26 protein-coding genes and 1 pseudogene are annotated in these 24,027 nt (G+C 38.6%); 10 read left to right on the top strand and 17 right to left on the bottom strand.

Going from position 1 to position 24,027, the window contains the following annotated elements:
* Positions 1–85: 85 nt before the first annotated feature.
* Both mnmL and mnmM read left to right on the top strand, forming a co-directional pair.
* Positions 86–1,063: a tRNA modification radical SAM protein MnmL/YtqA gene (mnmL, locus tag AJGP001_RS06355; RefSeq protein WP_211272187.1), complete on the top strand. Its 978-nt coding sequence runs from the start codon at positions 86–88 to the stop codon at positions 1,061–1,063.
* On the top strand, positions 1,060–1,623 hold the full coding sequence (gene mnmM, locus AJGP001_RS06350; RefSeq protein ID WP_071154614.1) for a tRNA 5-(aminomethyl)-2-thiouridylate-methyltransferase MnmM: 564 nt from the start codon (positions 1,060–1,062) through the stop codon (positions 1,621–1,623). Before mnmL ends, mnmM begins: the two co-directional genes overlap by 4 nt.
* Before the next feature lie 41 nt (positions 1,624–1,664).
* Here mnmM and AJGP001_RS06345 read toward each other — a convergent pair whose 3' ends face one another.
* The 8 genes from AJGP001_RS06345 to AJGP001_RS06310 form a co-directional block, all read right to left on the bottom strand.
* On the bottom strand, positions 1,665–2,948 hold the full coding sequence (locus AJGP001_RS06345; protein ID WP_078080274.1) for an MFS transporter: 1,284 nt from the start codon (positions 2,946–2,948) through the stop codon (positions 1,665–1,667).
* Between the two features lie 172 nt (positions 2,949–3,120).
* Complete coding sequence (locus AJGP001_RS06340) at positions 3,121–3,624, bottom strand: redoxin domain-containing protein (protein WP_078080273.1); 504 nt, start codon at positions 3,622–3,624, stop codon at positions 3,121–3,123.
* 42 nt (positions 3,625–3,666) lie between these two features.
* The gene (locus AJGP001_RS06335; protein WP_143039562.1) at positions 3,667–4,332 is read right to left on the bottom strand and encodes a haloacid dehalogenase type II; all 666 of its coding nucleotides are present in this window, start codon (positions 4,330–4,332) and stop codon (positions 3,667–3,669) included.
* A gap of 213 nt (positions 4,333–4,545) precedes the next feature.
* Positions 4,546–5,964 carry a murein hydrolase activator EnvC family protein gene (locus tag AJGP001_RS06330; protein WP_078080272.1) on the bottom strand — a complete coding sequence of 473 codons (1,419 nt, stop codon included), beginning with the start codon at positions 5,962–5,964 and terminating at the stop codon, positions 4,546–4,548.
* 354 nt (positions 5,965–6,318) lie between these two features.
* Positions 6,319–6,789: a peptide-methionine (S)-S-oxide reductase gene (locus tag AJGP001_RS06325; protein WP_071154616.1), complete on the bottom strand. Its 471-nt coding sequence runs from the start codon at positions 6,787–6,789 to the stop codon at positions 6,319–6,321.
* A 108-nt stretch (positions 6,790–6,897) separates the two neighbouring features.
* The gene (locus AJGP001_RS06320; protein WP_071154617.1) at positions 6,898–7,461 is read right to left on the bottom strand and encodes a GNAT family N-acetyltransferase; all 564 of its coding nucleotides are present in this window, start codon (positions 7,459–7,461) and stop codon (positions 6,898–6,900) included.
* 107 nt (positions 7,462–7,568) lie between these two features.
* On the bottom strand, positions 7,569–7,838 hold the full coding sequence (locus tag AJGP001_RS06315; RefSeq protein WP_071154618.1) for a hypothetical protein: 270 nt from the start codon (positions 7,836–7,838) through the stop codon (positions 7,569–7,571).
* A gap of 84 nt (positions 7,839–7,922) precedes the next feature.
* Positions 7,923–8,684 (bottom strand): kanamycin nucleotidyltransferase C-terminal domain-containing protein, encoded by a 762-nt coding sequence (locus AJGP001_RS06310; RefSeq protein WP_071154619.1) that lies wholly within the window; start codon positions 8,682–8,684, stop codon positions 7,923–7,925.
* A gap of 297 nt (positions 8,685–8,981) precedes the next feature.
* On the opposite strand from AJGP001_RS06310, the gene AJGP001_RS06305 reads away from it, so the two are divergent.
* Both AJGP001_RS06305 and AJGP001_RS06295 read left to right on the top strand, forming a co-directional pair.
* Entirely contained in the window at positions 8,982–10,181 is a 1,200-nt protein-coding gene (locus AJGP001_RS06305) for an MFS transporter (RefSeq protein WP_071154620.1), read from the top strand.
* Between the two features lie 157 nt (positions 10,182–10,338).
* Positions 10,339–10,623 (top strand): addiction module toxin RelE, encoded by a 285-nt coding sequence (locus AJGP001_RS06295; protein WP_078080271.1) that lies wholly within the window; start codon positions 10,339–10,341, stop codon positions 10,621–10,623.
* Between the two features lie 236 nt (positions 10,624–10,859).
* On the opposite strand, the gene AJGP001_RS06290 is transcribed toward AJGP001_RS06295, so the two are convergent.
* Together AJGP001_RS06290 and AJGP001_RS06285 are read right to left on the bottom strand one after the other, a co-directional pair.
* On the bottom strand, positions 10,860–11,630 hold the full coding sequence (locus tag AJGP001_RS06290) for an ABC transporter permease (protein WP_071154622.1): 771 nt from the start codon (positions 11,628–11,630) through the stop codon (positions 10,860–10,862).
* A 12-nt stretch (positions 11,631–11,642) separates the two neighbouring features.
* Positions 11,643–12,557 (bottom strand): ABC transporter ATP-binding protein, encoded by a 915-nt coding sequence (locus AJGP001_RS06285; protein ID WP_058385804.1) that lies wholly within the window; start codon positions 12,555–12,557, stop codon positions 11,643–11,645.
* A gap of 213 nt (positions 12,558–12,770) precedes the next feature.
* Here AJGP001_RS06285 and AJGP001_RS06280 point away from each other — a divergent pair.
* A pseudogene (locus AJGP001_RS06280) lies at positions 12,771–13,656 on the top strand (IS30 family transposase).
* A 705-nt stretch (positions 13,657–14,361) separates the two neighbouring features.
* Here the strand turns inward: AJGP001_RS06280 and AJGP001_RS06275 are convergent.
* On the bottom strand, positions 14,362–14,856 hold the full coding sequence (locus tag AJGP001_RS06275) for an immunoglobulin-like domain-containing protein (protein WP_071154623.1): 495 nt from the start codon (positions 14,854–14,856) through the stop codon (positions 14,362–14,364).
* Positions 14,857–15,303: 447 nt separating this feature from the next.
* Between AJGP001_RS06275 and AJGP001_RS06270 the strand changes: the two genes are divergently transcribed.
* Both AJGP001_RS06270 and AJGP001_RS06265 read left to right on the top strand, forming a co-directional pair.
* Positions 15,304–15,621: an AbrB/MazE/SpoVT family DNA-binding domain-containing protein gene (locus AJGP001_RS06270; RefSeq protein WP_071154624.1), complete on the top strand. Its 318-nt coding sequence runs from the start codon at positions 15,304–15,306 to the stop codon at positions 15,619–15,621.
* Between the two features lie 13 nt (positions 15,622–15,634).
* A complete protein-coding gene (locus AJGP001_RS06265) occupies positions 15,635–15,910 on the top strand; it encodes a type II toxin-antitoxin system RelE/ParE family toxin (RefSeq protein WP_071154625.1) in 276 nt (91 codons plus the stop codon).
* Positions 15,911–15,991: 81 nt separating this feature from the next.
* Here AJGP001_RS06265 and AJGP001_RS06260 read toward each other — a convergent pair whose 3' ends face one another.
* From AJGP001_RS06260 to AJGP001_RS06245, 4 genes are all read right to left on the bottom strand, one after another.
* A complete protein-coding gene (locus AJGP001_RS06260; RefSeq protein ID WP_071154626.1) occupies positions 15,992–16,456 on the bottom strand; it encodes a hypothetical protein in 465 nt (154 codons plus the stop codon).
* A gap of 108 nt (positions 16,457–16,564) precedes the next feature.
* Positions 16,565–17,059 carry a WapI family immunity protein gene (locus AJGP001_RS06255; protein WP_071154627.1) on the bottom strand — a complete coding sequence of 165 codons (495 nt, stop codon included), beginning with the start codon at positions 17,057–17,059 and terminating at the stop codon, positions 16,565–16,567.
* A gap of 277 nt (positions 17,060–17,336) precedes the next feature.
* On the bottom strand, positions 17,337–17,888 hold the full coding sequence (locus AJGP001_RS06250; RefSeq protein WP_078080270.1) for a hypothetical protein: 552 nt from the start codon (positions 17,886–17,888) through the stop codon (positions 17,337–17,339).
* A gap of 893 nt (positions 17,889–18,781) precedes the next feature.
* Positions 18,782–20,053, bottom strand: a complete 1,272-nt coding sequence (locus AJGP001_RS06245; protein ID WP_071154628.1) for a S1 family peptidase — start codon at positions 20,051–20,053, stop codon at positions 18,782–18,784.
* A 163-nt stretch (positions 20,054–20,216) separates the two neighbouring features.
* Between AJGP001_RS06245 and AJGP001_RS06240 the strand changes: the two genes are divergently transcribed.
* The 3 genes from AJGP001_RS06240 to AJGP001_RS06230 all read left to right on the top strand — a co-directional run bounded on the left by AJGP001_RS06240 (position 20,217) and on the right by AJGP001_RS06230 (position 21,877).
* A complete protein-coding gene (locus tag AJGP001_RS06240) occupies positions 20,217–20,690 on the top strand; it encodes a hypothetical protein (protein ID WP_071154629.1) in 474 nt (157 codons plus the stop codon).
* A gap of 572 nt (positions 20,691–21,262) precedes the next feature.
* Positions 21,263–21,583, top strand: a complete 321-nt coding sequence (locus tag AJGP001_RS06235) for a hypothetical protein (RefSeq protein WP_078080269.1) — start codon at positions 21,263–21,265, stop codon at positions 21,581–21,583.
* A gap of 3 nt (positions 21,584–21,586) precedes the next feature.
* Complete coding sequence (locus AJGP001_RS06230) at positions 21,587–21,877, top strand: type II toxin-antitoxin system RelE family toxin (RefSeq protein WP_078080268.1); 291 nt, start codon at positions 21,587–21,589, stop codon at positions 21,875–21,877.
* Between the two features lie 164 nt (positions 21,878–22,041).
* Here the strand turns inward: AJGP001_RS06230 and AJGP001_RS06225 are convergent, their stop codons facing one another.
* Complete coding sequence (locus AJGP001_RS06225) at positions 22,042–23,316, bottom strand: MFS transporter (protein ID WP_049693715.1); 1,275 nt, start codon at positions 23,314–23,316, stop codon at positions 22,042–22,044.
* A complete protein-coding gene (locus AJGP001_RS06220; RefSeq protein ID WP_078080266.1) occupies positions 23,309–23,920 on the bottom strand; it encodes a winged helix-turn-helix domain-containing protein in 612 nt (203 codons plus the stop codon). Before AJGP001_RS06220 ends, AJGP001_RS06225 begins: the two co-directional genes overlap by 8 nt.
* Positions 23,921–24,027 lie beyond the last annotated feature (107 nt).

Below are 24,027 nucleotides of genomic sequence, written 5' to 3'. Positions count from 1 at the left end.
ACAAACTATCGCACTAAACGCAATATTCATAAATATCGGCGCTACATTTCACTAGCATTGTTGATCGTTTCCACGGCATGCTACAATGTTGTTTAAGGAGTTGTTACGAGTGAATACAGAATTTCCTTTTTCATCTGATGGAAAACGTTATTATACATGGAATCGCCATTTGCGCGATCATTTTGGTTTTAAGGTTATGAAAATCGCGTTAGATGCGGGGTTTGATTGTCCGAACCGGGATGGTACCGTTGCACACGGCGGTTGTACATTTTGCAGTGTCGCAGGTTCTGGTGATTTTGCCGGAGACCGTGTGGACTCGATTCCTGAGCAATTTGATCAAATCAAAGAAAAAATGCATCGCAAGTGGAAAGATGCCAAGTACATGGCATATTTTCAAGCTTATACCAATACACATGCCCCTTTGCCTGTTATCAAAGAAAAGTTTGAAGCGGCACTTGAGCAAGAAAATGTTATCGGGTTAAGCATCGCAACGCGTCCGGACTGTTTGCCAGACGATGTCGTAGATTATTTAGCCGAATTAAACGAACGAACGTATTTATGGGTTGAACTTGGCTTGCAAACGGTTCATGAGCGAACGGCCCTTTTGGTCAACCGTGCGCATGATTTTGAAGCTTATATCGAGGGCGTAACGAAATTACGCACGCGCGGCATCCGGGTATGTACACATATTATCAACGGTTTGCCACTTGAAGACCGTGACATGATGATGGAAACTGCGCGTGAAGTGGCTAAACTTGATGTCCAAGGCATTAAAATCCACTTGTTGCATTTATTAAAAGGCACACCGATGGTCAAGCAATATGAAAAAGGCATGGTCGAGTTTCTTGAAAAGCAAGAATACATTAACTTAGTCGCCGACCAACTTGAAGTGTTGCCACCTGAAATGGTCGTGCAACGCATTACAGGGGATGGCCCGATAGATTTAATGATTGGTCCGATGTGGAGCGCAAACAAATGGGAAGTCTTAAACGGCATCGATGCAGAACTCGCACGCCGCGAAAGTTGGCAAGGTAAACGGGCTACAGGGAGTGTGACTTCATGACGGTACAACGTGTATTGCCTTTTACGAAATCATTGCTTGAACAAGTGGTCTCTTCTGGAGACATAGTCATTGACGGCACTGCTGGCAACGGACATGATACACACTTTCTTGCAGGTTTAACTGGAGCAACCGGAAAAGTTTTCGCTTTTGATATTCAAGCAGAAGCGATTGACGCGACACGAATTCGCGTGCAAGACGTTGACCACGTCGAACTTATTCATGACAGCCATGCCAAAATAAAAGACTATGTGTCAGAGCCCATTGCAGCTGCTGTTTTCAATCTTGGCTATTTGCCAAAAGGCGATCACAGCATTATTACGAAAGCAAAAAGTACGCTCTCTGCTCTCAAACAATGTTTAGACCTTTTGAAAATAAATGGCGTATTGCTAGTAGTTGTATACAGTGGACACGAAGGCGGCAGTGAGGAACGGGATGCTGTTATGGAATTCGTTTCCTCGCTCCCGCAAAAAACGTTTGATGTGCTAAAATACGAATTTATCAACCAACAACATTCCCCCCCTTTTTTATTAGCCATTGAAAAAAAACATGCAAGCAATTAAAAAAGCAGAAAAGAGCACTTGCTCTTTTCTGTTTTTTAAACTTAGTTTTCTATTCCTTCTTTTTCCGGCGGATTTGCTAGTAACGCCGCCACAATACCGAGTAGTGGGAAAATCATAATAGCCCATAACACTTCTTTATATCCGCCAAAGAAATCGTAAAATAAGCCGAACGGTAACGGTCCGAGAGCAGAACCAATGACCATAAAGGCCATTGAAATACCGGTAATGCTACCAAGGTATTGTCGACCGAAATAATTCGGCCATACAACACTCAGAGTTACCCGTTCAATTCCCAACATAAAGCCCCATACAACCGCAAACAGAATCGCGCCTGAAAACAGGTCCGCTTCTTTTAATAAAAAAATTGAGGCGATTTCCCCAACGAATACAAAAGCTAACATCCACTGCACACGTATTTTATCAAGCAAGTAACCTGCTAGAAACGTTACTGGAAAACCGATAATCGCCATTAAACTCAAGACAGTCGCAGCTGTTTCAGGTGCTAACGATTGAATTGAAAAAATAGACACCAAATGGAAAGTCATTCCCGTATTAACCAAAGCAGGAACCACTACACAAAACAACAAGAGCCAAAAAGAGCGGGTCTTTTTCGCTTCTTTTACTGTCCAACTACTATCTGAAGATAACGGCTTTTGTTGATCCTCATCTCTTACTAGAGGTCCATTATCTGGAAGCAAGCCGATATCTTCTGGTTGATTTCGGATAAAGAAAAATGCTAAAGGTGTAAAAAACAGGACAATGGATGCGCCAAGAATTTGCCAAGTCGTCCGCCAGCCATATGCTTCAATTAACCAAACATTGATCAACGGAAATGCAGCCGATCCAATCATCCCACCTAATGCAGCTAACCCAAGTGCACGACCTCGTTTTTGTATAAACCATTGTGGTACCAACGCATTTGGTACGAGCGTCATTGATCCTTGACCAAACAACCGTATAGCGAAAAACCCCATAAACAACATCACCCAATTGATAACAAAGCTATTAAATATACTGGCTGCTGCTAAAATTAAGGATACCGCAATTGCCATTTTTCGCGCACCGACTTTATCAATCATTCGACCGATAATAAACAATAAAAACCCTGCAAGAAGTGTCGCTGAAGAATAAATACCGGACACGGTTGAGCGGCTCCAGCCAAATTCTTCTATGTAATAATCAATAAAAATGGCATTTGAATAAGTTTGTCCAGGTCCAGAAAAAAAGTGAGACAATCCTGCGAGAATGACAATAACCCAGCCGTAATAAAATGGTGTCTGGATAACACCATTTCCATTAATCCTTTTTTCTTTTGTTTTCTTCACAACAACCCTCCTCCAAAGAAAAAAGAGCCCCTTTGAGCTCTTTTTATCCGTTCTATTATTTTACAATTAACACTGGGCAATTTGCACGTTTTACCACTTTATGGCTAACACACAAAAGAGACCTTGCCCCATTAACAGGCAAGGTCTTTTTAAGTGATTTAAAGCTAAACTATTATTTTAAATTCTTTTTAATATACTGCACAACTTTGCGAAGTTCTGTTGCGCTCGGACGTCCATAAGGGCTTGTTTGCTGCTGTTGATAAAGAATATTCCCTTTTTCATCAAGCAAATAATGAGCAGCTTCCCCGTGAATTCCATGATCTTCATATGGTGCATCTTCTCCGTGGTAATAAGCTCCGTACTGCTCTAATAAATCTGTTGTAAGGTCAGACAGGAGTGGAAAACTTAAGCTATGCTCATTTTTCATCCCTAACGAATTTTCTTGGCTATCTGTTGATAGAGCCGTAAAATAAACGCCTTTTCCTTCAAAATAAGAAAGGCTTTCTTCAATTTCTTTTAAATCTTGGTTACATACTGGGCACCACGATCCTCTGAAAAAGACCAAAAATCTCCAACCTGGACGATCCGTCAAATCTTGTTCCAAAGAATAAGTACCGCCTTCTGCTAATGGTAATTCAAATTGTGGTGCTTTATCACCGAGGTGTAATGTTGTCATAGGTAGTTTCCTCCTTATTTTTAAAACGCAATCAAGTGAACGTTATTTCCACTTTAACAATCCAGTTAAATCATCAAATACATAATCCGGCTCTAGATCGAGTTCTTCAACTGGCATCCCTTTTCGGTTGATCCAAGCTGTTTGGAATCCAAAACTTTTCGCACCTGATACATCCCAGCCATTAGACGACATGAAAAGAACTTCATGACTTTCGATTCCAAGTTGTTCTAATGCATATTGATAAGATGCCGGTGTTGGTTTAAATTCTTTCACGTCATCAATACTCAATACTTGATCAAACAACTCTTCTAAACCTGCATTTTTAACTAATGGATCCAGCATATCGTGAGAGCCATTTGAAAAAACCACTAAGTTTTTATCTTTTAACTGCGTAAGAACTTCTTTCGATTCTGAGTAAAGCGGTAAATGCAGATATGAAGCTAATAATTTTTGCTCGTTTTCTTTACTTGGCTGCAAGTCATTTTCGTTCAGTGCATATTTTAATGCATCATGTGTAATGGCATAGAGCGTGGCATAATTGCCCATCAGCTGGCGCAACATAAAATATTCCACTTGCTTGGATCTCCATGTTTGACTGATTTTCTCGCCGTAACCTGGATATAATTCCTCGCATTCTCTTTTTATTGCCGTAACATCGAACAAGGTTCCGTATACATCGAACACGAAGGCTTTGATTGAACTGTTCACTCTACATCCTCCTTTTGATGATTCTGCAAACATCGACTATACATGTATGTACAATTGGCTGACCTACAATACTGTCTCTTCTCTTTATACCCAAAGCCAGTCGGATTAATCGGAAATCAGCAAGTTAATCTAAATGTAAAATAAAAAACCCGATCGTTGGCACTTTTAAAAGTGCCAACGATCGGGTTTAATCTCTCATTTATTAAAATTAGTTTAGAAATAATTCATCGGATCCACTGCATTTGAGCGAGCCCCATTCCAAGAGCCAATATGGACTTCAAAATGAAGGTGAGGTCCGGTAGAACGTCCTGTGCTACCGACTAATCCTACATTTTGGCCTTGTGAGACTGCTTGACCAGCTGAAACGTTAATAGCGCTCATATGACCGTATACAGTTGCATACGATTGACCATTGATTGAATGGGTCAAAATTACAACGTTACCGTAGCCGCCCATATTACCTGCAAAGGAAACATAACCAGATGCCGCGGCAGAAATTGGTGTACCCGTTACATTGGCTATGTCTTGTCCGAGATGCGATTCAGCACCGTCGCCAATATCCCGTCCACCAAAGCCAGACGAGTATCGTCCAGAAACGGGTCTAATAAATATCGCGCTAGATGAAGGTGCAGGTGCAGTTTCCACTTTTTCAGGCGCGCTCACAACCGGGCTTGATGTTTCGGGCTTACTCGCTGTTTCAGCTTTGGCGCTAGTTTTAGCTTGTGCTTCACGCGCTGCTTGTGCACGGGCTTCTTCTTTTGCAGTAGCATCTGCTTGTGCTTGTGCTCTTGCTTCTGCTGCAGCTTTCTCAGCAGCTATTTTTCGTTGACGTTCTTCTTCTGCTTTTCTGGCAATTTCAGCTAAACGTGCTTGTTCGTTCATGATTTGCTTTTCTAAATCAGCGCTAATTTCGATAGCTTCTGTGCGTTTATTTTCTAAACCGCCTTTTTCTGTTGCTAATCGTTGCTGTTCAGTTTCTAAGTTCCGAACAAAACCTGCTTGCTCTGTTTTTTTACTACCTAAAGATGCTTTTAACCCAACTAATTCCGAACGGCGTAATTCTTGTTCAGCTAGCTTGGATTCTACTTGTTCTTTTTGTTCCGCTAGCAGTTCTTTATCTGCTGCTTGTTCGCGCATGATTTCTCGGTCTGCTTCGATCAATGTATTGACTGCAGAAAATCGATCAATAAAATCTACGAAACTGTTTGCGCCAAGTAGAACGTCAATGTAATCTACAGAGCCGCCACTCAATTGAATTGCACGCGCTCGTTCTTTCAATAACTGTGTGCGTTCCTCAATTTTTCGTTCCAGCTCTACAATTGATTTTTTTAGCTCATCAATTTCTATTTTCGTTTGATCAATTTCTGCTTGGACATTGTTAATGTTTGCTTCTGTATCATTGATTTGCGTATTCAAATCTGCAATTTTTGATGCAAGCTGCTCTAGCTTTGATACATTTTGAGTGATTTGCCCTACTTTTTCATTAATACCTGCATTCAATTCACTTTGCTGTTGTTGTGTTTCTTGCTGTTTTTGCTCTAATTCACTTAGTGTATCCGCGTTAGCTGTTGGTATCAATATTGATAAGGCTAATACAGAGGATAAACTAGTTACCATCCATTTTGAAATCACGTGTTTAATCCCCTCTCGAATCTTTCTAATGTTTTAATCTCTGTATGTCTTATGTATATAAGTGTAAATCGTATAGGTTTCTTCGAAAATTGCGACTCGCTCAGTATACCAGCTAGGAACCTCTATACTGTTACAGCAATATTTCTTTTTCTTCTAATAATGAAATATTTTTGTAATATATTAGAAATTATAATAATCAGAATTTTACACCTACTTAAAACTACTTATTGTTTTACATTAGTTGTTCGAGAAAAAAAGAATTTTAAAATTTCTTTACCTTATTATCAACATGAACTAATAAGAAAAGAAGCTCTCATTAGAGCTCCTTTTTGTTCCGTAATAAGCGATAGTTTTTTACTTATATTTGCTTAAAAGTTCTTCAGGAATATGACAGTAATCATCTGGGCATCTAGTCAACCGATCTTGATGTTCTTCTGCACTTTTTACGTAATTTGTAAGCGCCCGTACCTCAACTACGATAAGGTCGTAATCGCTTCTCTCGCGAAGAAATGCCTCTGCTTCTTCTAAGTGCTGAGGCTTTTCACTGTATACACCCGTTCTGTATTTCTCACCAATGTCCTGCCCTTGTTTGTTTAAACTGTATGGATCGATAATTTCAAATAAATAGCTCATTAATTCTTGGCATGTCACAATGGCTGGATCAAATGCTGTCTTCACACATTCGGCGTAGCCATCGTAATCTCCTTCACGTATAGGACTTGTTCCGTTAGCCCTTCCCGCTTCTGTAAATATGACACCAGGCAAAGTTTTAATAAAAGCTTCTACTCCCCATAAACATCCACCCGCAATATATAACACTTCCATGTTGTACCTCCTAGTAGTTTTTAATATAACTTCGATTGTTCCAATAACATAAGCGAAAAAAATGATTCTGTTAATGGATCATATGTAAACTCAATGAAACAGGTTAAATTATATAATAGCGCTTAGTTTCTCCCATTCTTCTCTCAATATACCCATTTTGATGGCCTCAAAATACTGTCCTTCTACTGTTCGGGCATTTCTAATACGCGCTTCTATAATCATCCCCATTCGTTCGGCCACTATTATCATTCGTTCGTTTCGGGACCAGGTTGACATTCCCAATCTATGTAATTCTGTTGATTCAAAAAGAAAATCAATCCAGAGTTTGTAAGCTTCCGAACCATATCCACCATTCCAATAGTCTTTATCGTAAATCACAATTCCGGTCTCGAGCCAGTTTGTATTCTTATCTATCCAGTAGGCACCCACATAGCCAATCACTTTTCCCTCAGCTCTTATCACAAGAGAAGCTGGAACTCCTGTTGCAATCTCTTTTTCATTTAGCCAGTGTTTGCGATGTTCTTCCTTTGTTATTCGCTTTTCGGGTATGTAAGGTCCATTCCATTTTTTCGCTTCTTGTTCCTTTTCTTCAAATCTCCAAAAATACAAATCATCCAAGTTTGCTTCCCTATTTCCTAGTAATTCAACTTTTCTTCCAATTATCTTTATCATAGTTATGGTTCAGCCTCTCTTCCTGTAATCATATGTTCATTTTGTTAGCCCTTTCAAATAGAATTGAACTGTTTACTTTCTATCTAAGAAGTTATATTTAACTCCCTTTATTGCATTAATTTCAGACAAATACTCATAAGCAAGAAGAAGCAATAATGGCTTTTTGGTTTTAGAATCTCTACTATTCTTCCTTCGTCCTCGATTCTAGACATTAGTCTATCTGACTTGGGGAACTTAAAGACGATTTCTTCATTTACTATTAAAATATCATTATCCCAACCAGTGCTATTCGTTTGCACTTTATTTAGTGGTAAATCCGGAAACCTATTTTCTACAAAACTAACATGTCTTCCTTGGTCATAAGTGTCTTCCTCCATATTTAATCCCCTTCTGATAATCCACAATTTGTAAACCACTTAACCGACTTCTGCTGTCATTTCCGGCTTCTTATTGCTGAAAAATCAAATAGGAAGCTCCTTTAACCGATAGTCCAGTCCCATATTGATATACCACTCATTTAGGCCGGTCCATAGATCTTCACAAAGGAAATAAAATTTTTCTTTGTCTTGCAGCTGCCCTTCCGTGATGAAATTCAAGAGTTTTTTGTATCCTGAAGGAATGGATGCCAGTTCCACAGATTCTTTAAATGTTCTGGCTCTTGTAGTGTAAAATGTCTTATTTGCAAGCCCAATCAGTTTCGCACTTTGCCAGAGCAAATCTCTTGCACCTATATCTAGATAATTTAAGTTGCCACTGCTGTAATTATTTCTTATTTTCGCAATGGTTTCATAAGGCTCCCAGACCATGAACTCTTTCATAATATCTCGCCTATTAGCATCCAATGCTTCAAAAGGAAGGTCTTTAACTTGCTCGAATAAATGGGTGGGATCATGAATCGGAAGGATATGAATAAACACACCAGCCTTAATCGCCCATGAATCGTCCACTTCTTTTGCTTGTTTGATAAATGTACGATGGTCTTTTGTACTGAGTTCGATTTTGAATTTGTCGTAGATAAATTCAAAGCTCTCTAACTGATTGGCAACTTTTGTAATGACATGCAATTCGATGTCTGAAAACGGTCCATCCGTTTTTAAAGCGATAGATCCATAAGCACCGATGGCCAATATGGCATCCCCGTGTGCAACGAGCAGCCTCTCTTTTATCGTGTGTATCATTTCTAACTTTTCTTTTCTCGTCGTTGAAACCGGATAGGCTAGCATGTTGTTGCCTCCATTCTAAATTCTTTCATACACCTTACCCGCAACGAAAAGAACATGCTAAGTCCTCTCGAAAAAAATGGCGTAGTTTCTATAATACTATATCCAAAATTTTCTTTTAACGCTATTTATTTTCCATTAATTTCACGTATAATAAGAATAATCAAATTTCTCGATAAATCGAAGTCCCCCAAGATTTATCTTCCATCGGAAAGGAACTGCTGACATGATAACTAGTCCAATTTGATCACCCCTTCAATAGAAATCATTTAAGAAATGAACTCTTGGGGGAACTTATTTATGAAACTGAATCGAAATTTTAACTTATTGCTGACCGGGCAATCGCTTGCCAACATCGGCGATGTCTTGTACATTGTCAGCATCATTTACATGATTTTCGAATTGACCGGATCAGCCACTGCGGCTGCTTTCGTACCGTTTACCATCACCAGTTCGATGTTCATCTCGAACACCTTAACACCTTTGTTGATGCAACGCTTCAACCTGAAATGGCTGTTGGCAGGTTCGCAGATGGGCAAAACGGTGTTGCTAATCGGACTGGCATTCTTTCTGCCACAACTCTCGCTGGCCAATTTTTACGGACTGTTTCTGGTTATCAGCTTAGTCGCCTTACTGGACGGCTGTGCTAATCCCGTAACCCAATCGCTCATTCCAAATTATGTGAAAAGCGAACAGTTGCTAAAAACAAATGGCCTTACGGAAACTGTTACCCAACTGATCCAGACTGCCATGTGGTTTGTTGGTAGTTCCTTGCTGATTTGGCTCTCTGCAAATGAATTGGTCTGGTTAACAGCCGGCTTGTTTTTGGTCTCGAGTCTGCTATTGAGCTTTTTGGAGAGGGTCGACTTTACGCCATCGAAGGCGCAAGGAAAGTGGAAACAAATTACAGAAGGCTGGCAAACGGTCTCCACTTCGCCTGTACTCAAGCGAATTGTCTGGATAGATGTTCTGGAGACGATAGCTGGGACGGTGTGGATTGCGGCGATTCTCTATGTTTTTGTCAGTGATGCCTTATTGGCAGATGAAAAATGGTGGGGGTTCATCAACGGTGCCTTTTTCTTGGGATTGATCGCTGGCAGCTTGTTCTGTCTGCGGTTTTCAGATTGGATCGAACAAAAGATCAGCCAGTTTATTTTCCTTGGTGCAATCTCCAGCAGCTTGGTCACCATCTTCTTTGGCTTGACGAACCTTCCGATGCTTGCGCTACTTTTTTCCTTTTTGGTTGGAGTTTTTGGTCAGATTAAAAATATTCCGCAACAGACGGTAGTTCAGACAAGTGTTCCCAAAGCACAATTGCCAACCGTATTTACTACACTCGGCGCAATTGGTACCGGAACCTTTGGCATTGCTTCCCTTTTGATGGGTGTTCTGGCAGACGCATTTGGCATTCGCGGGGTATTCATTTTGTCTGGAATTTTATTGAGCATTGTCAGCTTGATTGCTTATAAAGGCAGAGTCTTACTATGGCGAACAGTGTAAGCTTTTAATAGAAGAACTTTACGATCAGCTGGCTGATTTAATGGCTGAAAAACGGCCGCTGACGGAAAATGTCTCTACTTTTTCAGTCGTGGAAGTTCGCGGTGCGAGTGCTACTGAATCCCCTGTTATTGATGAAGAAGACAGGTGGGAATAACCGTTGTATCAGCTTGAATGGACACAGTATTCAATGGAAGATTATGAACAGCTTGATGGCAGCCAAAAATTTTTCGTCCATAAAGCGCTGGACCGAATCAAATTGAGAGGCGTGGAAGCGGGCCAATCCCTTCACGGCAACTTGGCGCAATGCAACAAGCTGAAAAACAAGAAGATGGGCCTGCGGATTATTTTCAGAGAAGCCGAGGCGACCATCCAAATAATTCAGATTGTAGCTATTGGAAAACGCGATAAAGAAAAAATTATAAAATGGCTGAAGAGTGATTAAGCTAATTGAAATGAAGAACAGGTTTTCCCGACTAAAAAGAGTCCGACAAAGCGAACACTTTAGAAGTGCTCGCTTTGCCGGACTCTTATTTTGTTGAACCAGATTATTTTCTATTTTGATGGCTACAACTTCTGATAATCTGATGATACGTAAACTAGACTATCTTTATAAAGTTGGTTTTCTTCTTGTAAAACTGATTCTGATCTACATACATATATGAACCAAGCCTATAGATATTAACTTCTCAGCCCACGGCCTTTTTCGATCAGATACCAATTGAGTCCATAAAGTAAAACCACAAAAATAATCGAAATGAGAACAGAGAATAGGATCGGTACATCGATTACACCAAGGATCCCGAATCGAAATCCAGAAATCATATAAACAATCGGGTTAAACTGTGATACAATCTGCCAAAATGGAGGCAACATCGAGATGGCAAAAAATACACCACCTAAGTAAGTTAATGGCTGAAGAATAAAAGTAGGAACAATAGACACATCGTCAAACGATTTTGCAAAAATGCCGTTTAACAGACCAGCCAAAGAGAACAAAATAGACGTCATTAAAAACGTTAATATGACAATACTCCAAGAATGGACTTGCAACGGAACAAAAAGTAGCGAGATAATCGTGACCAGTACCCCTACCAGAGTACTTCTTCCTAGTCCTCCCATCACAAATCCCCAAATAATAATATGGGTCGGGACGGGAGCGACCAATAGTTCTTCAATATTCTTTTGAAACTTTTGTGAGAAAAATGATGACGATACATTCGAGTAGGAACTGGTAATGACTGACATCATAATCAATCCAGGAACAATAAACTCCATGTACGAAAATCCTTCCATTTCGCCAATCCTTTTGCCAATCAAATTCCCAAAGATGATAAAGTATAAGGAAGTCGTAATAACAGGCGGAACCAATGTTTGGATCCAAATTCTAAGATAACGGTTCGTTTCTTTGACCGCCAAACCTTTTAATGCTACTAAATATAGTTTTAACATGTGAATCCTCCACTACGCAGTTTCTTTTGTAAGTTTTAAAAATAACTCTTCTAATCGATTAGACTTATTACGCATCGACAACACTTTAATCCCTTGTTCGGTCAATTGGTTAAACAGTTCGTTGATTCCTTGATCACGTCCTACTTCCACAGAAAGGGATCCTTCATCCATAAGTTCACTCTTATAGCCTTTAATTACCGGAATTTGTCCTGAAGATTCAATATCTAAAATAATTGTTTCAAACTGAAGCTTAGCAAGCAATGATTTCATACTCGTATCTTCAATCAGCTGCCCCTTTTGAATGATACCAATATTGCGGCATAACATCTCCGCTTCTTCCAAATAATGTGTTGTCAAAATTATCGTCGTACCATTATCATTCAACTCTTTCAGAAACGTCCACATTTCTCGTCTCAATTCAATGTCCACACCCGCCGTCGGCTCATCAAGAATAAGTAGACGCGGTTCATGCATCAAGGCACGTGAGATCATCAGTCGACGTTTCATCCCTCCGGAAAGCATCCGTGCCTGAACATTTTTTTTCTCCCATAAATCAGACTGCTTCAAGTATTTTTCGCTGCGCTCTAATGCTTCCTTCCTTGATACGCCGTAATAACCTGCCTGGTTCACGACAATCTGTTGGACCGTTTCAAAAGGACTGAAGTTAAACTCCTGGGGGACCAGACCAATCTGCAGCTTCGCCTGCATTAACTGTGTGTCCATATCATAGCCGAAGACTTTGACATTTCCTGATGTCTTATTGACAAGGGATGTCACAATCCCGATGGTCGTAGATTTCCCTGCACCGTTAGGACCTAAAAGAGCGTAGAAGTCTCCTTCTTCTACTTTCAAATCGATGCCACGCAAAGCCTCAACGCCGCCAGTATAGACCTTTTTCAAGTCGTTTATTTCTAATGCATATGTCATTCACTTTATCTCCTAACTATCTTTTTATTAGTTGTATTTAACTACCTAATTGCCAGTATGCCACTCCCTCATATTCGTAAAGCTTTGTGTATACATTTTTTAAATGCGCCGGTTGTGAAATTAAGCTAGACAACCGAAAAAGTCATTCGTGGTACCTCACTATGTGTTTTCCGATCAAAGAAAAACTTCAGAGTGATCACGAATGAACCGGTGATGATAGAATCCTACTACCAAATATGCACGTTTCAATCATTGCTGAGTGCCTGAATCGTTCCAGACAGCCAATTTATAATATCATAAAATTCCTGGAATCGGGGCATAAAGCCCTCGACTTTCACAAGTAGTACGAAAGAAACAAGAAACCTTGCGTTTGCTGAAAAATGGTCTTACCGAAGAAAAAATCGCTTATATTCAAGACAAGATGACGCAAGTCTAGACAACAGATTTCATTATCGGTCGTGAAAAAAGCAATCGACTGGTTCATGCGCACGCTCTATCACATGTTCAAAAATCGGATTTTTAATGTAGCGACTCTGCCGATAAAAGGAAAACGGAAATCCCATGGCCACCAGGAACGCCGCGGAAAGCAGGCGTTCAAAAGGAACATTTTCGAAAAAGAATTCGGGCACATTGAAGCGATACCATTGTGTGCGCTCGCTACAAAAGTGCGGTAATCACGCTCGTTGAAAAGCTAAAAAAAGTCATCATCGCCGTGAAACCTGCAGGATAAGGCGTGCCATAGTGAGACCACATTACATCAGTTGTTTCAAGGGATTCCCAGAAATCTGTTCAAGTCCATCACGTTTGATTATAAAAGGAATTCTTCAACTGAAAACCGCTGTGGAACCAACATGACGTCTCAATTTATTTTGCGGATCCCGGCACGCCTTCTAAGCGCGCCTTGAATGAACATTCCAACGGGCTGCTTCGAAAAGACGGCTTGCTAAAGGAAATGGACTTCAACCAGGTGGATCAACTGTTCATTTCATCAATGGCTGACAAGCGGAATCACATCCCACGGAAGTCGCTGAATTACCGCACACCTTTGGAGGCATTTTTGAGTCACTTGAATGGAGTGGACTTGTCTAGCTTATATTGACAAACGGAAAATCAATAAAAATAGTATGAAACTGCATGATTTTAGAAGAAAAATGAAACTTTAATGACAATAAATCAGTATAGTACTTGATCAAAAATTTTGCTGAGGAGGAAATAAAAGGTTAAGTAATAGAGCTTCAGATGCCTCCTACGTTACTCCTTGGGGCGAAGTTGCGAATAAATATGGTTTGCAATTGTACAGATCTAGCACACCAACTCCAATGAATTAATATAAATTATATGAATTTAAACACTCTATTTTGACTAATTTGTGCCCCATTTAATAGACAGTTCATAAAAAAGCAACCTGCAGCTAGGCTGCTATCAGATGATCTCGGTATTGTGCCGAAGTCATCTTTTTTAAATTCCATTGCTTGCGAGTCTGGTTATACTACTCCACGTCATCATCCACGAGCCCTTTTCATTCGGAAAAGCTGGGTGCTTGTTGAAAGTCTACACTATCTTTAGAGTGATCAAAAATTGTTCCATGGGGCCATTGTTGATACAACTGCATTGGCTGGTCATTGATTAGGTCAACCGCATTGCCTCTACCCCAAGATTCGTTTTTGGTGTTCATTGAAAATGATTATACTCATCTAATGTTCTCTCCTATCTAAACTCGCTAAATTTAGTATATGAGGTTTGAAAACAGAAAAAAACCCAAATGAGTCACTTTTTTAAAAGTGTCTACAATTTGGGATTCAGTTCAACATGAGCTATTTTTTTTGTAATCTATTATTGTAAATGGGGCACCTAATCCATTGAGAGTGGCTCGATATTCTCCAGGAGTCAGGTCATAACTTAAATCTTCAATATTAAATACCATTTCAGTTGTATCGCCAGGAGCGTGAGATGTTGCTAGTTCCGTAAAGAATTCTTCTTTCATAGGAACACGAAACCATTTGTCTTCCACTTCTTTTTCAAGAAATACATCAAGACCCGTGGAGTATTCTTCCGTACCTTCATTTGTAAGTACAATCGTTATATTTTCAACTGTCGTTGGGTATTCGCTTTTTTCTGTTTTAATCATTACATCTTTCTCCGATACTGGACGTTCTAAAGGCGCTTCCTCGGTAAGAAGTGATTGATCTTCGGTGACAGAAGACTCTTCAGAAGCCGTTTGCAATTCAGCTTGCTGACAACCTGCTAGAAATAAAAGGAGCATTAGAATACCTAAAGAACCATGTACATACTTTTTCATGATTTTCCTCCTTAAATACTTAAGATTCTGAGTGAAGTATCCTTATTGGAGCAGACGGTTAGAATAAAAAAGTTTCATTTTCTCTATTCTTAAAAACACGCTTATGCGAATAAATAGAAGTGAAAAGCTTATTAGCTCCTTCTCTTCCGATACTTTGCAATATGTAAACTCTTTTTCACTTAAAAACATGACCTTAAAGCTTTAGAATATAGCCTTTTAAATGTATCATTTTTTCTAACAAATTCACATTCCCTTGTAGTATTGCTAACTTCTTTAAAATAGCGTTTCTGAATGTAACTTACTTACTATTATGTTACATTCAAGATGGATATAATCCCTTTCTATTTCAGCTATTTTAATTGATTTAAGAGGAAAGAAAGTATATATTTAAGAAAGTAGGAAAGTTAGATTTTATTAAACTATACGAGATTGGAAGAGGTGTATCGAATGCCAAAACTTCAAGAACGTCCACAAGACAACGGCGTGGCCAAGCATGTCCGTTTGCGGAACAAAGGGCAGATTACGATTCCCAACGAAATACTGGAACAGCTGGAGTTAACCGCGAATACCAATTTGAAAGTGACCGTGGTAGACGGACGGATCGTCCTCATTCCCATGATTGAAATCGCCAAAGACCAGGCTTGGTATTGGACCGAAACGTGGCAGCAAGATGAAAAAGAAGCCCAACAGGAGATCGACAAAGGGCAAACCAGTGGACCATTGGCCGTAGAAGATGCGCTTGCCTGGTTGGACGAAGAGGAATGAAGGTGACCGTTGCTTGTTTGAACTAGAGATCACGAATAAATTCAAGAAATCCTATAAAAAGTTTCACAAGAATGAGCAAAAGGCCGTCAGTGAGGCTCTTAAGCTCTTGGCAGCTGCACCACCCTTTCAATCTTCTTTGAGAACCAAGCGCATTGAAGGGACGAAATCCATTTTTGAAGCCAGTGCCAATATGGATATTCGGATTTCGTGGGAATACGGCCAGGCAGATGAACAAACGCTGATTTTGCGGAACTGCGGTCACCACAACGACTTACTAAGAAACCCTTAAAAGTAATAACTTATGAAGAAAGCCCTCCAGCAATGGAGGGCTTTTGAACGTAACTTAATTGCTAATAAGTTACATTCGTTTTCATATTCCCAGATGGTAAAGATAGAGGTTCTCTTCTTCCAATCTTTCAATCATTGACAGCAGCCTTTTCAATAATTCCAGCACATCATTTCTACAAAATACTAGACGTTCACGCCCGCCTAACACTTTTTTGTTGGAAGAATGGACGAATTCCCCAGTCAGTTCCAGCTTTTCAAGTGAATTCGTAAATAAAGAGAGCCATGCCGTAAAGATACTTTTCATAGTTGCTGCTGACGTTTGATCAAAAAGGGTCACCCCATAATAATTTATTCCTATGTTTTCTTTCGTCATCGATATTGCTGGATTTTTACATGGAATCCAGTTCAAAGAATCGGCTATGTATTGAATCAAATCGTCTGGTATATCTATAGAGTCAATAATGTCTATATTTTGTTCATTGCACTTCATCAATTCTGGATAGGCCACTGTATTGGGCACTAAGAAAAATTCATGTTCTAGGCTCATCTTTAGTCCCTCCTTAAGCTTTCAGTTTCTGGGGTTTTGAATGTAACTTAATTCACAATAAGTTACATTCAAAATCAAGTAATCTTAGTGTTCTTTGTAGAATGTGCTTTACTTGTTTTCCGAACTGCGCATTTTTCTATAAAAACTAGTTATAGAACCCTTTATGTCATTGTGGTGTTCTAGCACTGGGAATTCTTTCAAGACTTCGTCCAGTTCCTTAACTAGTTGATTTAAATAGCTCTGATCTGAATCAAACTCAAAAGTGAGAACGGCACCAGTACCGATTGGATAACAAGTGCGCACTTCCCAATAAATTCCTCCTAGAGAATCTATGACTGCTTTCGCTTCGATAGCATTCTCTATTGAAATCAAGGAGGCCGTTCCCTCTAACTCTTGATTCATGGCAGCTAATTGATCACGAAATTCTTTAAATTCTTCAGTTCTTAAATCCGCAAGAAAATTAACAGAATATCCTGGGATTTCAACCCTTAAGGCCGCCTTAACCCAGTCCCCTTCCCATGAACCGATTGATTCAGGATAAAGTCTTTCCAATATCATAATCTCAACTTTGGTTTCCGAACCTAAAATATCCAGCTTTTTCATAAGGCACCCCCTTTTTTAAAAGCATTGTTTTATTTTTCAGTCCAATAATCTTTTAACTGAATGTAACTTAACTGCACATAAGTTACATTCAAACCCAAGCCTCTAAGCCAACAATTCTACTTGGATTTTTCCGGGAATTCTTTATTATTTCATAGTAGATTTATATCCACTCGATGCCAATCTCAGAAAATAAAATCTTACTTTCGTTAATTCCCTCTTCACTTTCTGATCCAATGGCCTCTATATCATTTTGTTCTAAAGTGATTGTTTCGTTCGGCTATGCAATTTTCAAATGATAGAGTTTCTTCAACAACATCAGTTGCTCTTGCGTAAATTCAAATTCCTCTTCACACGCCTCCAGAGCTTCAGTGACATTCATGGACTGAATATCTAAAATTTCTCCTCCGTTTTTAAGCATTTCATCAAATCGATGGCTGGAGAAAGTTTGTTCTTTCTCTCCCCAAATTGCTGTAGTAATTGAGGGCAGAGTCTTTCCCTTTACATCATCCAGCAAATACTGAAGGGCTTCCTCTTCAGCAAGTTGAAGGACTTTTTTAGGCGCTTGATGAAAATAATCTTCAAAATTCAAACTGTCAGCTAAAACTTCATCATTTCTAAATGCCGCTATAAAGAAGTCAGGATGAAAGGTAATAGTTCCTCTGATTCCTTGACTGTTATTCAAATTATAATTAAAGCCATCCCAAGAATTTTCATGAGCAAGTTCTGGAGCATCAGCGACAAAAATAGCATGAGCGATAGATATGAGAATGGCACCTTCCCATAATTCCTTATACGACCATCCCTGTTCCGCAATTAGATGTGCAGACATTTTGTTTCCCACTTGATTTAATTTTCGAAATTCGATATTCATTTTAACTATACTTAGGAAAAGTATGGAAAACTAGTGTCTTTTTGAAAATATAACCGTTCGTAAAAGTACAGTTTCGCAAACAAAAAGGAGAAAAGATGCGCTACGTACAGCCCCTTCTTTCCTTTTCACTATAAGTAGCTTCCGATAATAAATGATATATAAAATAGTCAGTTAATTTGATTGAACTAAATAAGACTTGATTTTCTAAAGGTAACCGATCGAAATAGTGTTTATCTAAGATTATTCTTTATATGAGTTACTCAACCAGTACAGAATCTTTTTTGGATAAGTTCTTTTGTTGCTTCATATAATCTGCTTTCATCACTCATTTTCCCTTTCAAGAAAGTAAATCTAATAGCTGTCGTTTCTTTTTACTTTATCGCTTCATTTAATGCAATGAAATCTATTCCCTCACTCTATTGTCTTTTACTTTCAGTGCCTTTTCACGCGTTACCAGCTTAATATTTTCATGATGAATTTTTTCATAAACATTGAAAATCCACACTCATCTACAAAAGATTCCAGTAAATGATACTTACTGTCTTCTTCAGCCGTTCTCAGAAGCTGTTCAATATACCAGAGCGAGTCATCAAGTCTGTCTTTAATTTCTGTTGGACTTGAAGTAACAGACCCATGACCTGGAATAAGAACATTAATTCTCTGCTGTTCATGAAGGCTCTTTATTTTTTGAAGAGACTCCTCATAGAACTCGATGTTCTGATGAATGTATGGAATTTCTACATCACTTGAATAATCTCCAATGTCAAAATAAATTATAATTGAATATAACTTTTCAGTCGTGAGTAGAGTTGTTCACTTTACTTAATATATTAATTTAAACACTGTAACTTTTAGTTTAATGGCACCACCGTCGAGCTAGTATACAATTCCAAACCATAATTATTTCTATATTCAACCCAAGGGGTAAAATAAGAAACATCATCTTTTTCAGTATTGCCACCGTGGTGAATACCTACTAAGCTTTGTCCAGAATTAGTCATGTAGTGCCAGGGACCACCACTATCTCCGCCTTGTGAAAGAGAAGTTCCATCGTAACTTGTTACTTCAGTTCCGACAAATTTTTTGGGGGCATAATTTTTTGGTTCAAGAACCATTCTTACATCTGTAATTCTGCCGCAACTATGCCAAGTTTTAAGACCCTCTAAACAAACTGTATCTCCTGCTCTTTGATACATAGAACTCATCAGCTTTTTATCATAATTGTAATTCACTATTCCTTCAGACAACAAACCATTTGTAACGTACCGCTGAAGAGAGCTACTAATTATTCTAATAAGTCCAACATCATATCCACCCTCCATTGAATTTAAATGTACCCTGCCCACAGAGTGAGAGGTATATTGAAAAAAAGTTGCTGTATTAAGACAATGGGCTGCTGTTACAATAAAGTAATCTCCAGCTTGGTTTTGAGCAATTGCACCTAGTGTACACAAGCCACCATCTGAGGTAGTAATTCCAATTCCTGCTCCTAATTTGTTATATGTCTTTACTTTATCAGTGGCCAGACTTTCTGGCACTATAGTAAGTTCATATTCCGGATCTATAATAACATTGATTATATTGCCAAACTTCTTGATGATTTTAGCTTTATCACTCTCACTTATGTCAGAGACTGTTAAATCAATCCTATTATCAATTGAATTGAGTGATGTTTTATATTCACCTGCAAGAATGATTTCACTTTTCATTATATGATTGACTAAATCATCTTGTGCTTTTGTTAAATCGTTATACGAGTATTCTACGATTTTAGTTTTAACTGATTTATTTAGCTTTTTTTCAATTTTCTCTTGCATTTTAATAATTTTACGTTCAGCTTTTGGAGTGGATTCTTTTAAAGTTCCCGATGTACCTACAACATCTTTTTTAATATGAAAAATGGGATTTTTCTGTTCATTAAGGTAGTAATTTCCTTCATTATTAAAATCCTCTTCAGTAATATTTAGTTCTAAAAGAGCTTCTTGAAATGCACTCTTAACAACTGATTGTTTAGTGTACATTTCTTCTACTGACATTTCGTTTAGATTACTAGCCTCAGTATTAGTTGCCATTACTATCGATAAAATAAAAGCAAAAATTAAAGGTACCTTGATTCTTCTCACTTTAATCACTCCTTTTCAATATATTTAAATTATAAACATTTTTTTACAAATATTATATAATTAAAATGTAATTCAATTGCGAATTTTCAAATATTTTTTATGAGTTACACTAAAGATTTGGTAAAAGGATTATAATAATTAATGAGAGAGGAGGAGGCATATTATGAGAACTAAAAGTTTAAAGGCATTTTCTATTTTAGTATTCTTACTACTGACATTATGGGGCTGTACTGATAAATCTTCCTCAACAAACTATAATGACCTAAATTCTAGTGATCAAAAGGGAGATTTCAAAGTAGAAGTTTTTTCCAAAGACAATGATAAGAAAAGTATATATGCGACCTTAACGTATATTGGCGAAGAAGAAGAGGTTTCAATTCTTCACGGGGGGAATGAAGCACTTTACTTTTTAATATTCAAAAATGAGGAGTTACTTAATCCTGGTTCTCGAACCGATCAGGGGACTAAAGCAATACTCAAACAAAATGAACCACTAATTATTAACCTAGATAAAAGTTATCAAGATTTGTTGAAATCTGGTGATTACCAAATAGTTGCTATCGCAGATATGAGCTATGATACGCCTGAAAGCACACAATATAGAATCCCCGTATCTACCAACTTTTCAATCAATTGAAAATCGATTACTAATTTTCTGTTTTAATTATCCTAAAAGCAAACAAAAAACATTCATATCTAGACTGACATAGCGATTTGAGACAACTATAAAAAACCTTCAGTAGGCTGCTTGCGCCCATATTCGTTGAGGGCCAAGAAGATCTATTTATTTCATAGCTCTGTATCTTCATATCTTTCATACGGGTGTGCTAATAAACTTGGAATTTCCTCTACAGCAAAACAATCTTCAGCTTCTTTGAAGGCTGAGAGGGCTTTTTGGAAAGCATTTTCTCCTTTATCAAACTTGGATGTCGCTACTCCTAATTCCCCATCCCTCTATACGCACAGCCTTGGGCTACCAAACTTTTCGATAAGACCGCATATTCCAGTGATTGGTCCAATAGGATGTTACCTTCCGCGTATTTCTTCTCTTTTATAGCAATGGAACCCCGTTCGTAAAAGTACACTTTTCCGAACGAATATCAAAAGTCTTATGATTTAATACTTCTAGTTTTTTTAGATGAAGTAAAAAGACTTTTAAAAGTCTTTTAAAAAGTATATAATGAAACTAACTTAAAGGAGTGGATAGAAATGGCGATGAGAATACTCGATATCCCTACAACTTCGATTTCGAATGTCAAACGGTCACCCATGGAAGCTTTTCAGAAGGCCGATCAAGAAGCTGCTGGCGTGTATGTCTTCAACCGTGAAAAAGTTGCCGGTGTGATGCTTACCCAAAAACAATACGAGTCCTTGAACAGAGAAATAGAAGAACTTTACGATCAACTGGCTGATTTGATGGCTGAAAAACGGCTGCTGACAGAAAATGTCTCTACTTTTACAGACGTAGAAGTCCGCGGAGCCATCGCAACTGCCCCCCCTGTCATTGATGAAGAAGACGGGTGGGAATAACCGTTGTATCAGCTTGAATGGACACAGTATTCAATGGAAGATTATGAACAGCTGGATGGCAGCCAAAAGATTTTCGTCCATAAAGCGCTGGACCGAATCAAATTGAGAGGCATGGAAGCCGGCCAATCCCTTCATGGCGATTTGGCGCAATGCAACAAGCTGAAAAACAAGAAGATGGGCCTGCGGATTATTTTCAGAGAAGCCGAGGGAACCATCCAAGTGATTCAGATTGTAGCCATTGGGAAACGCGATAAAGAGAAGATTTATAAGATGGCTGAAGAGCGATTAAGCTAACTTAAATGAAGAACAGGTTTCTCCTACTAAAAAGAGTCCGGCATGTCGGCACTTCTAAAGTGCTCGCTTTGCCGGACTCTTATTTTGTTGAACCAGGTTATTCTCTAATTTGATGAAAACAACTTCCGATAATCCGGAATATGTAAACTCAATGCTTCCCACTTTCACGATTTCTTTATCCCATTGATGGTCGGTGGGCTTGATGAATCGGAGATTTTGAGGTTATAAGATTTATTAGCTTGAACCAATGCAAAGAATTGAGCAAACACAATGAATAACAGGAACAGAAACAAATAATTTATAGATAGATTGGTTAAAAGTAGACCCCCGATTCCAGGTCCAATCGCATAGGCAAAGTTTCCACCAGCGCCTATTAAAGAAAAATAAGTAGCTTTCAAATTTGTCGGAGCGCTTTTCGCCATGACTGCTTGCATTCGCGGTGCTACTATCATTTCTCCAATCGTGATAAACGCAAAAGAAATAAACCATGCGTAGGTAAAATTATTTAAGAACAACAAAATCAAAAATCCAAGAAAGTAAAGACTGTTACCAAATACGAAGGAGCGCACATTGCTAAACCGACTGAAAACGTGCGTTATAATCGGTTGTAAGACGACAATCAAGCCGGTCATCATAGCAACTAGCAATCCAAACAAGCGGACGCCATCTTCAAAAGAGCCATTTAAATATTGCGCAATGTTCGTATCGACTTGCGCTTCGATGAAAAAGATAAAGAAATAACTAAGCATCAGCCATATCAGTACACGGTCTTTCGTGAGTAAGGTGAATATTGACGTAGAGCCTGCTAGTTCTTTTTCTGCCTCTATATAGTGAGCAGAGATATCTGCTTTTTTGACACGGAACAAACCAATCATTGATCCAGCCAGCGCAACTAAAATAATCGAAAACAATACAATGGGTGTTTCATAACTTCCCATCTCAATGACGAGTACACCCAGCAGCGGCCCTATAACCCCGCCTAGATTGATAACCCAGTAGTTATAACCGAAAACCACTTCAGTATGCGCTTTAGGAGTATGCAGCGCAAGAATCGAATTACTAGTCGAATTATAAACAGTCCAACCAATTCCAGCTAAGACAGAAAACAGTGCGATAACCAGATAATTTTCGAAGACGATATACCCAATCAAACTCGCTGCTGGAATAAGCAAAGCGATAGGATATACTTTGTGTATCCCAAACCTATCCGCAATCCTACCGCCTACAACACTGAAAACCAAAGAACTGAGAGGAGAAATTCCAATCAAAACACCGACTTCTGCAGGCGTAAGGTTCAGTTTTTCGCTGAAATAAATGGCCATGAATGGCATAGACATAAAACGAAATGTATTGAAGATAATATTGGCTAAAAGCAAAGACCACACCAAAAAAGGAATTTGTCGATAGCGTTCTTTAATTTTAGACAGTTTGCTACTCATACTCTTCTCCATCTTCCGATGAATTGAAGAAAGGCTCATTCATACGGAAGCCGAAGGTCGAAATATAGAACCACTCCGCATCTTCGCTCTCTTCTACCACCCCTGTTAATTCTTCTAGCAATTTTTGGTATTTCATAACCCATTCTTTGAATTTTTCCTGCGTCATTTTCACTTCCAACTGGCTGGTAATTTTACTCCATTCTTTTGGATTTTCCGTTTCTGTTATAAAGGCAGTATCAGGGGCTTTTAAAACTCTTTCTTTTGTCCGTTCCAGCGCAGTGAGAGTCATTAGTTTTCCGCTTTCATTTTGTGGTGCTTGAAAGGGCATTAGTTCTTTCGTAGGAATGTAACTTCTTGCGGTCGATCGGTACTGTTTCTCTGTCATATTCCGTTTTTTTGACTCACTGACCAGATAAATCAATTCATTTTTTTCAAGATCCTTTAAGTGGTAATGGATTTTTGAACGCGGAATATTTAACAATTGGGAAAGCTGTTGGCCCGAGTAAGGTTTTTCGATTAGTAAATGCAGCATCTTGACCCGTAACGGATCACTTAAGCTCTTTAATTGTTCTAACTGAGTTAAAAGAAAAATATTTTGTTTCATGTCATGTCCTCCTTTTTTACTTGTCAGTTTTTATTGACATAAACATAACACCCTTTCGTTTCTTATGTCAATAAAATTTGACATGAACAAATAAATTATTGTATGTC

Source organism: Planococcus faecalis (genome assembly GCF_002009235.1).
Taxonomy (GTDB): domain Bacteria; phylum Bacillota; class Bacilli; order Bacillales_A; family Planococcaceae; genus Planococcus; species Planococcus kocurii.
This window is presented reverse-complemented; position numbering and strand designations above follow the sequence as displayed.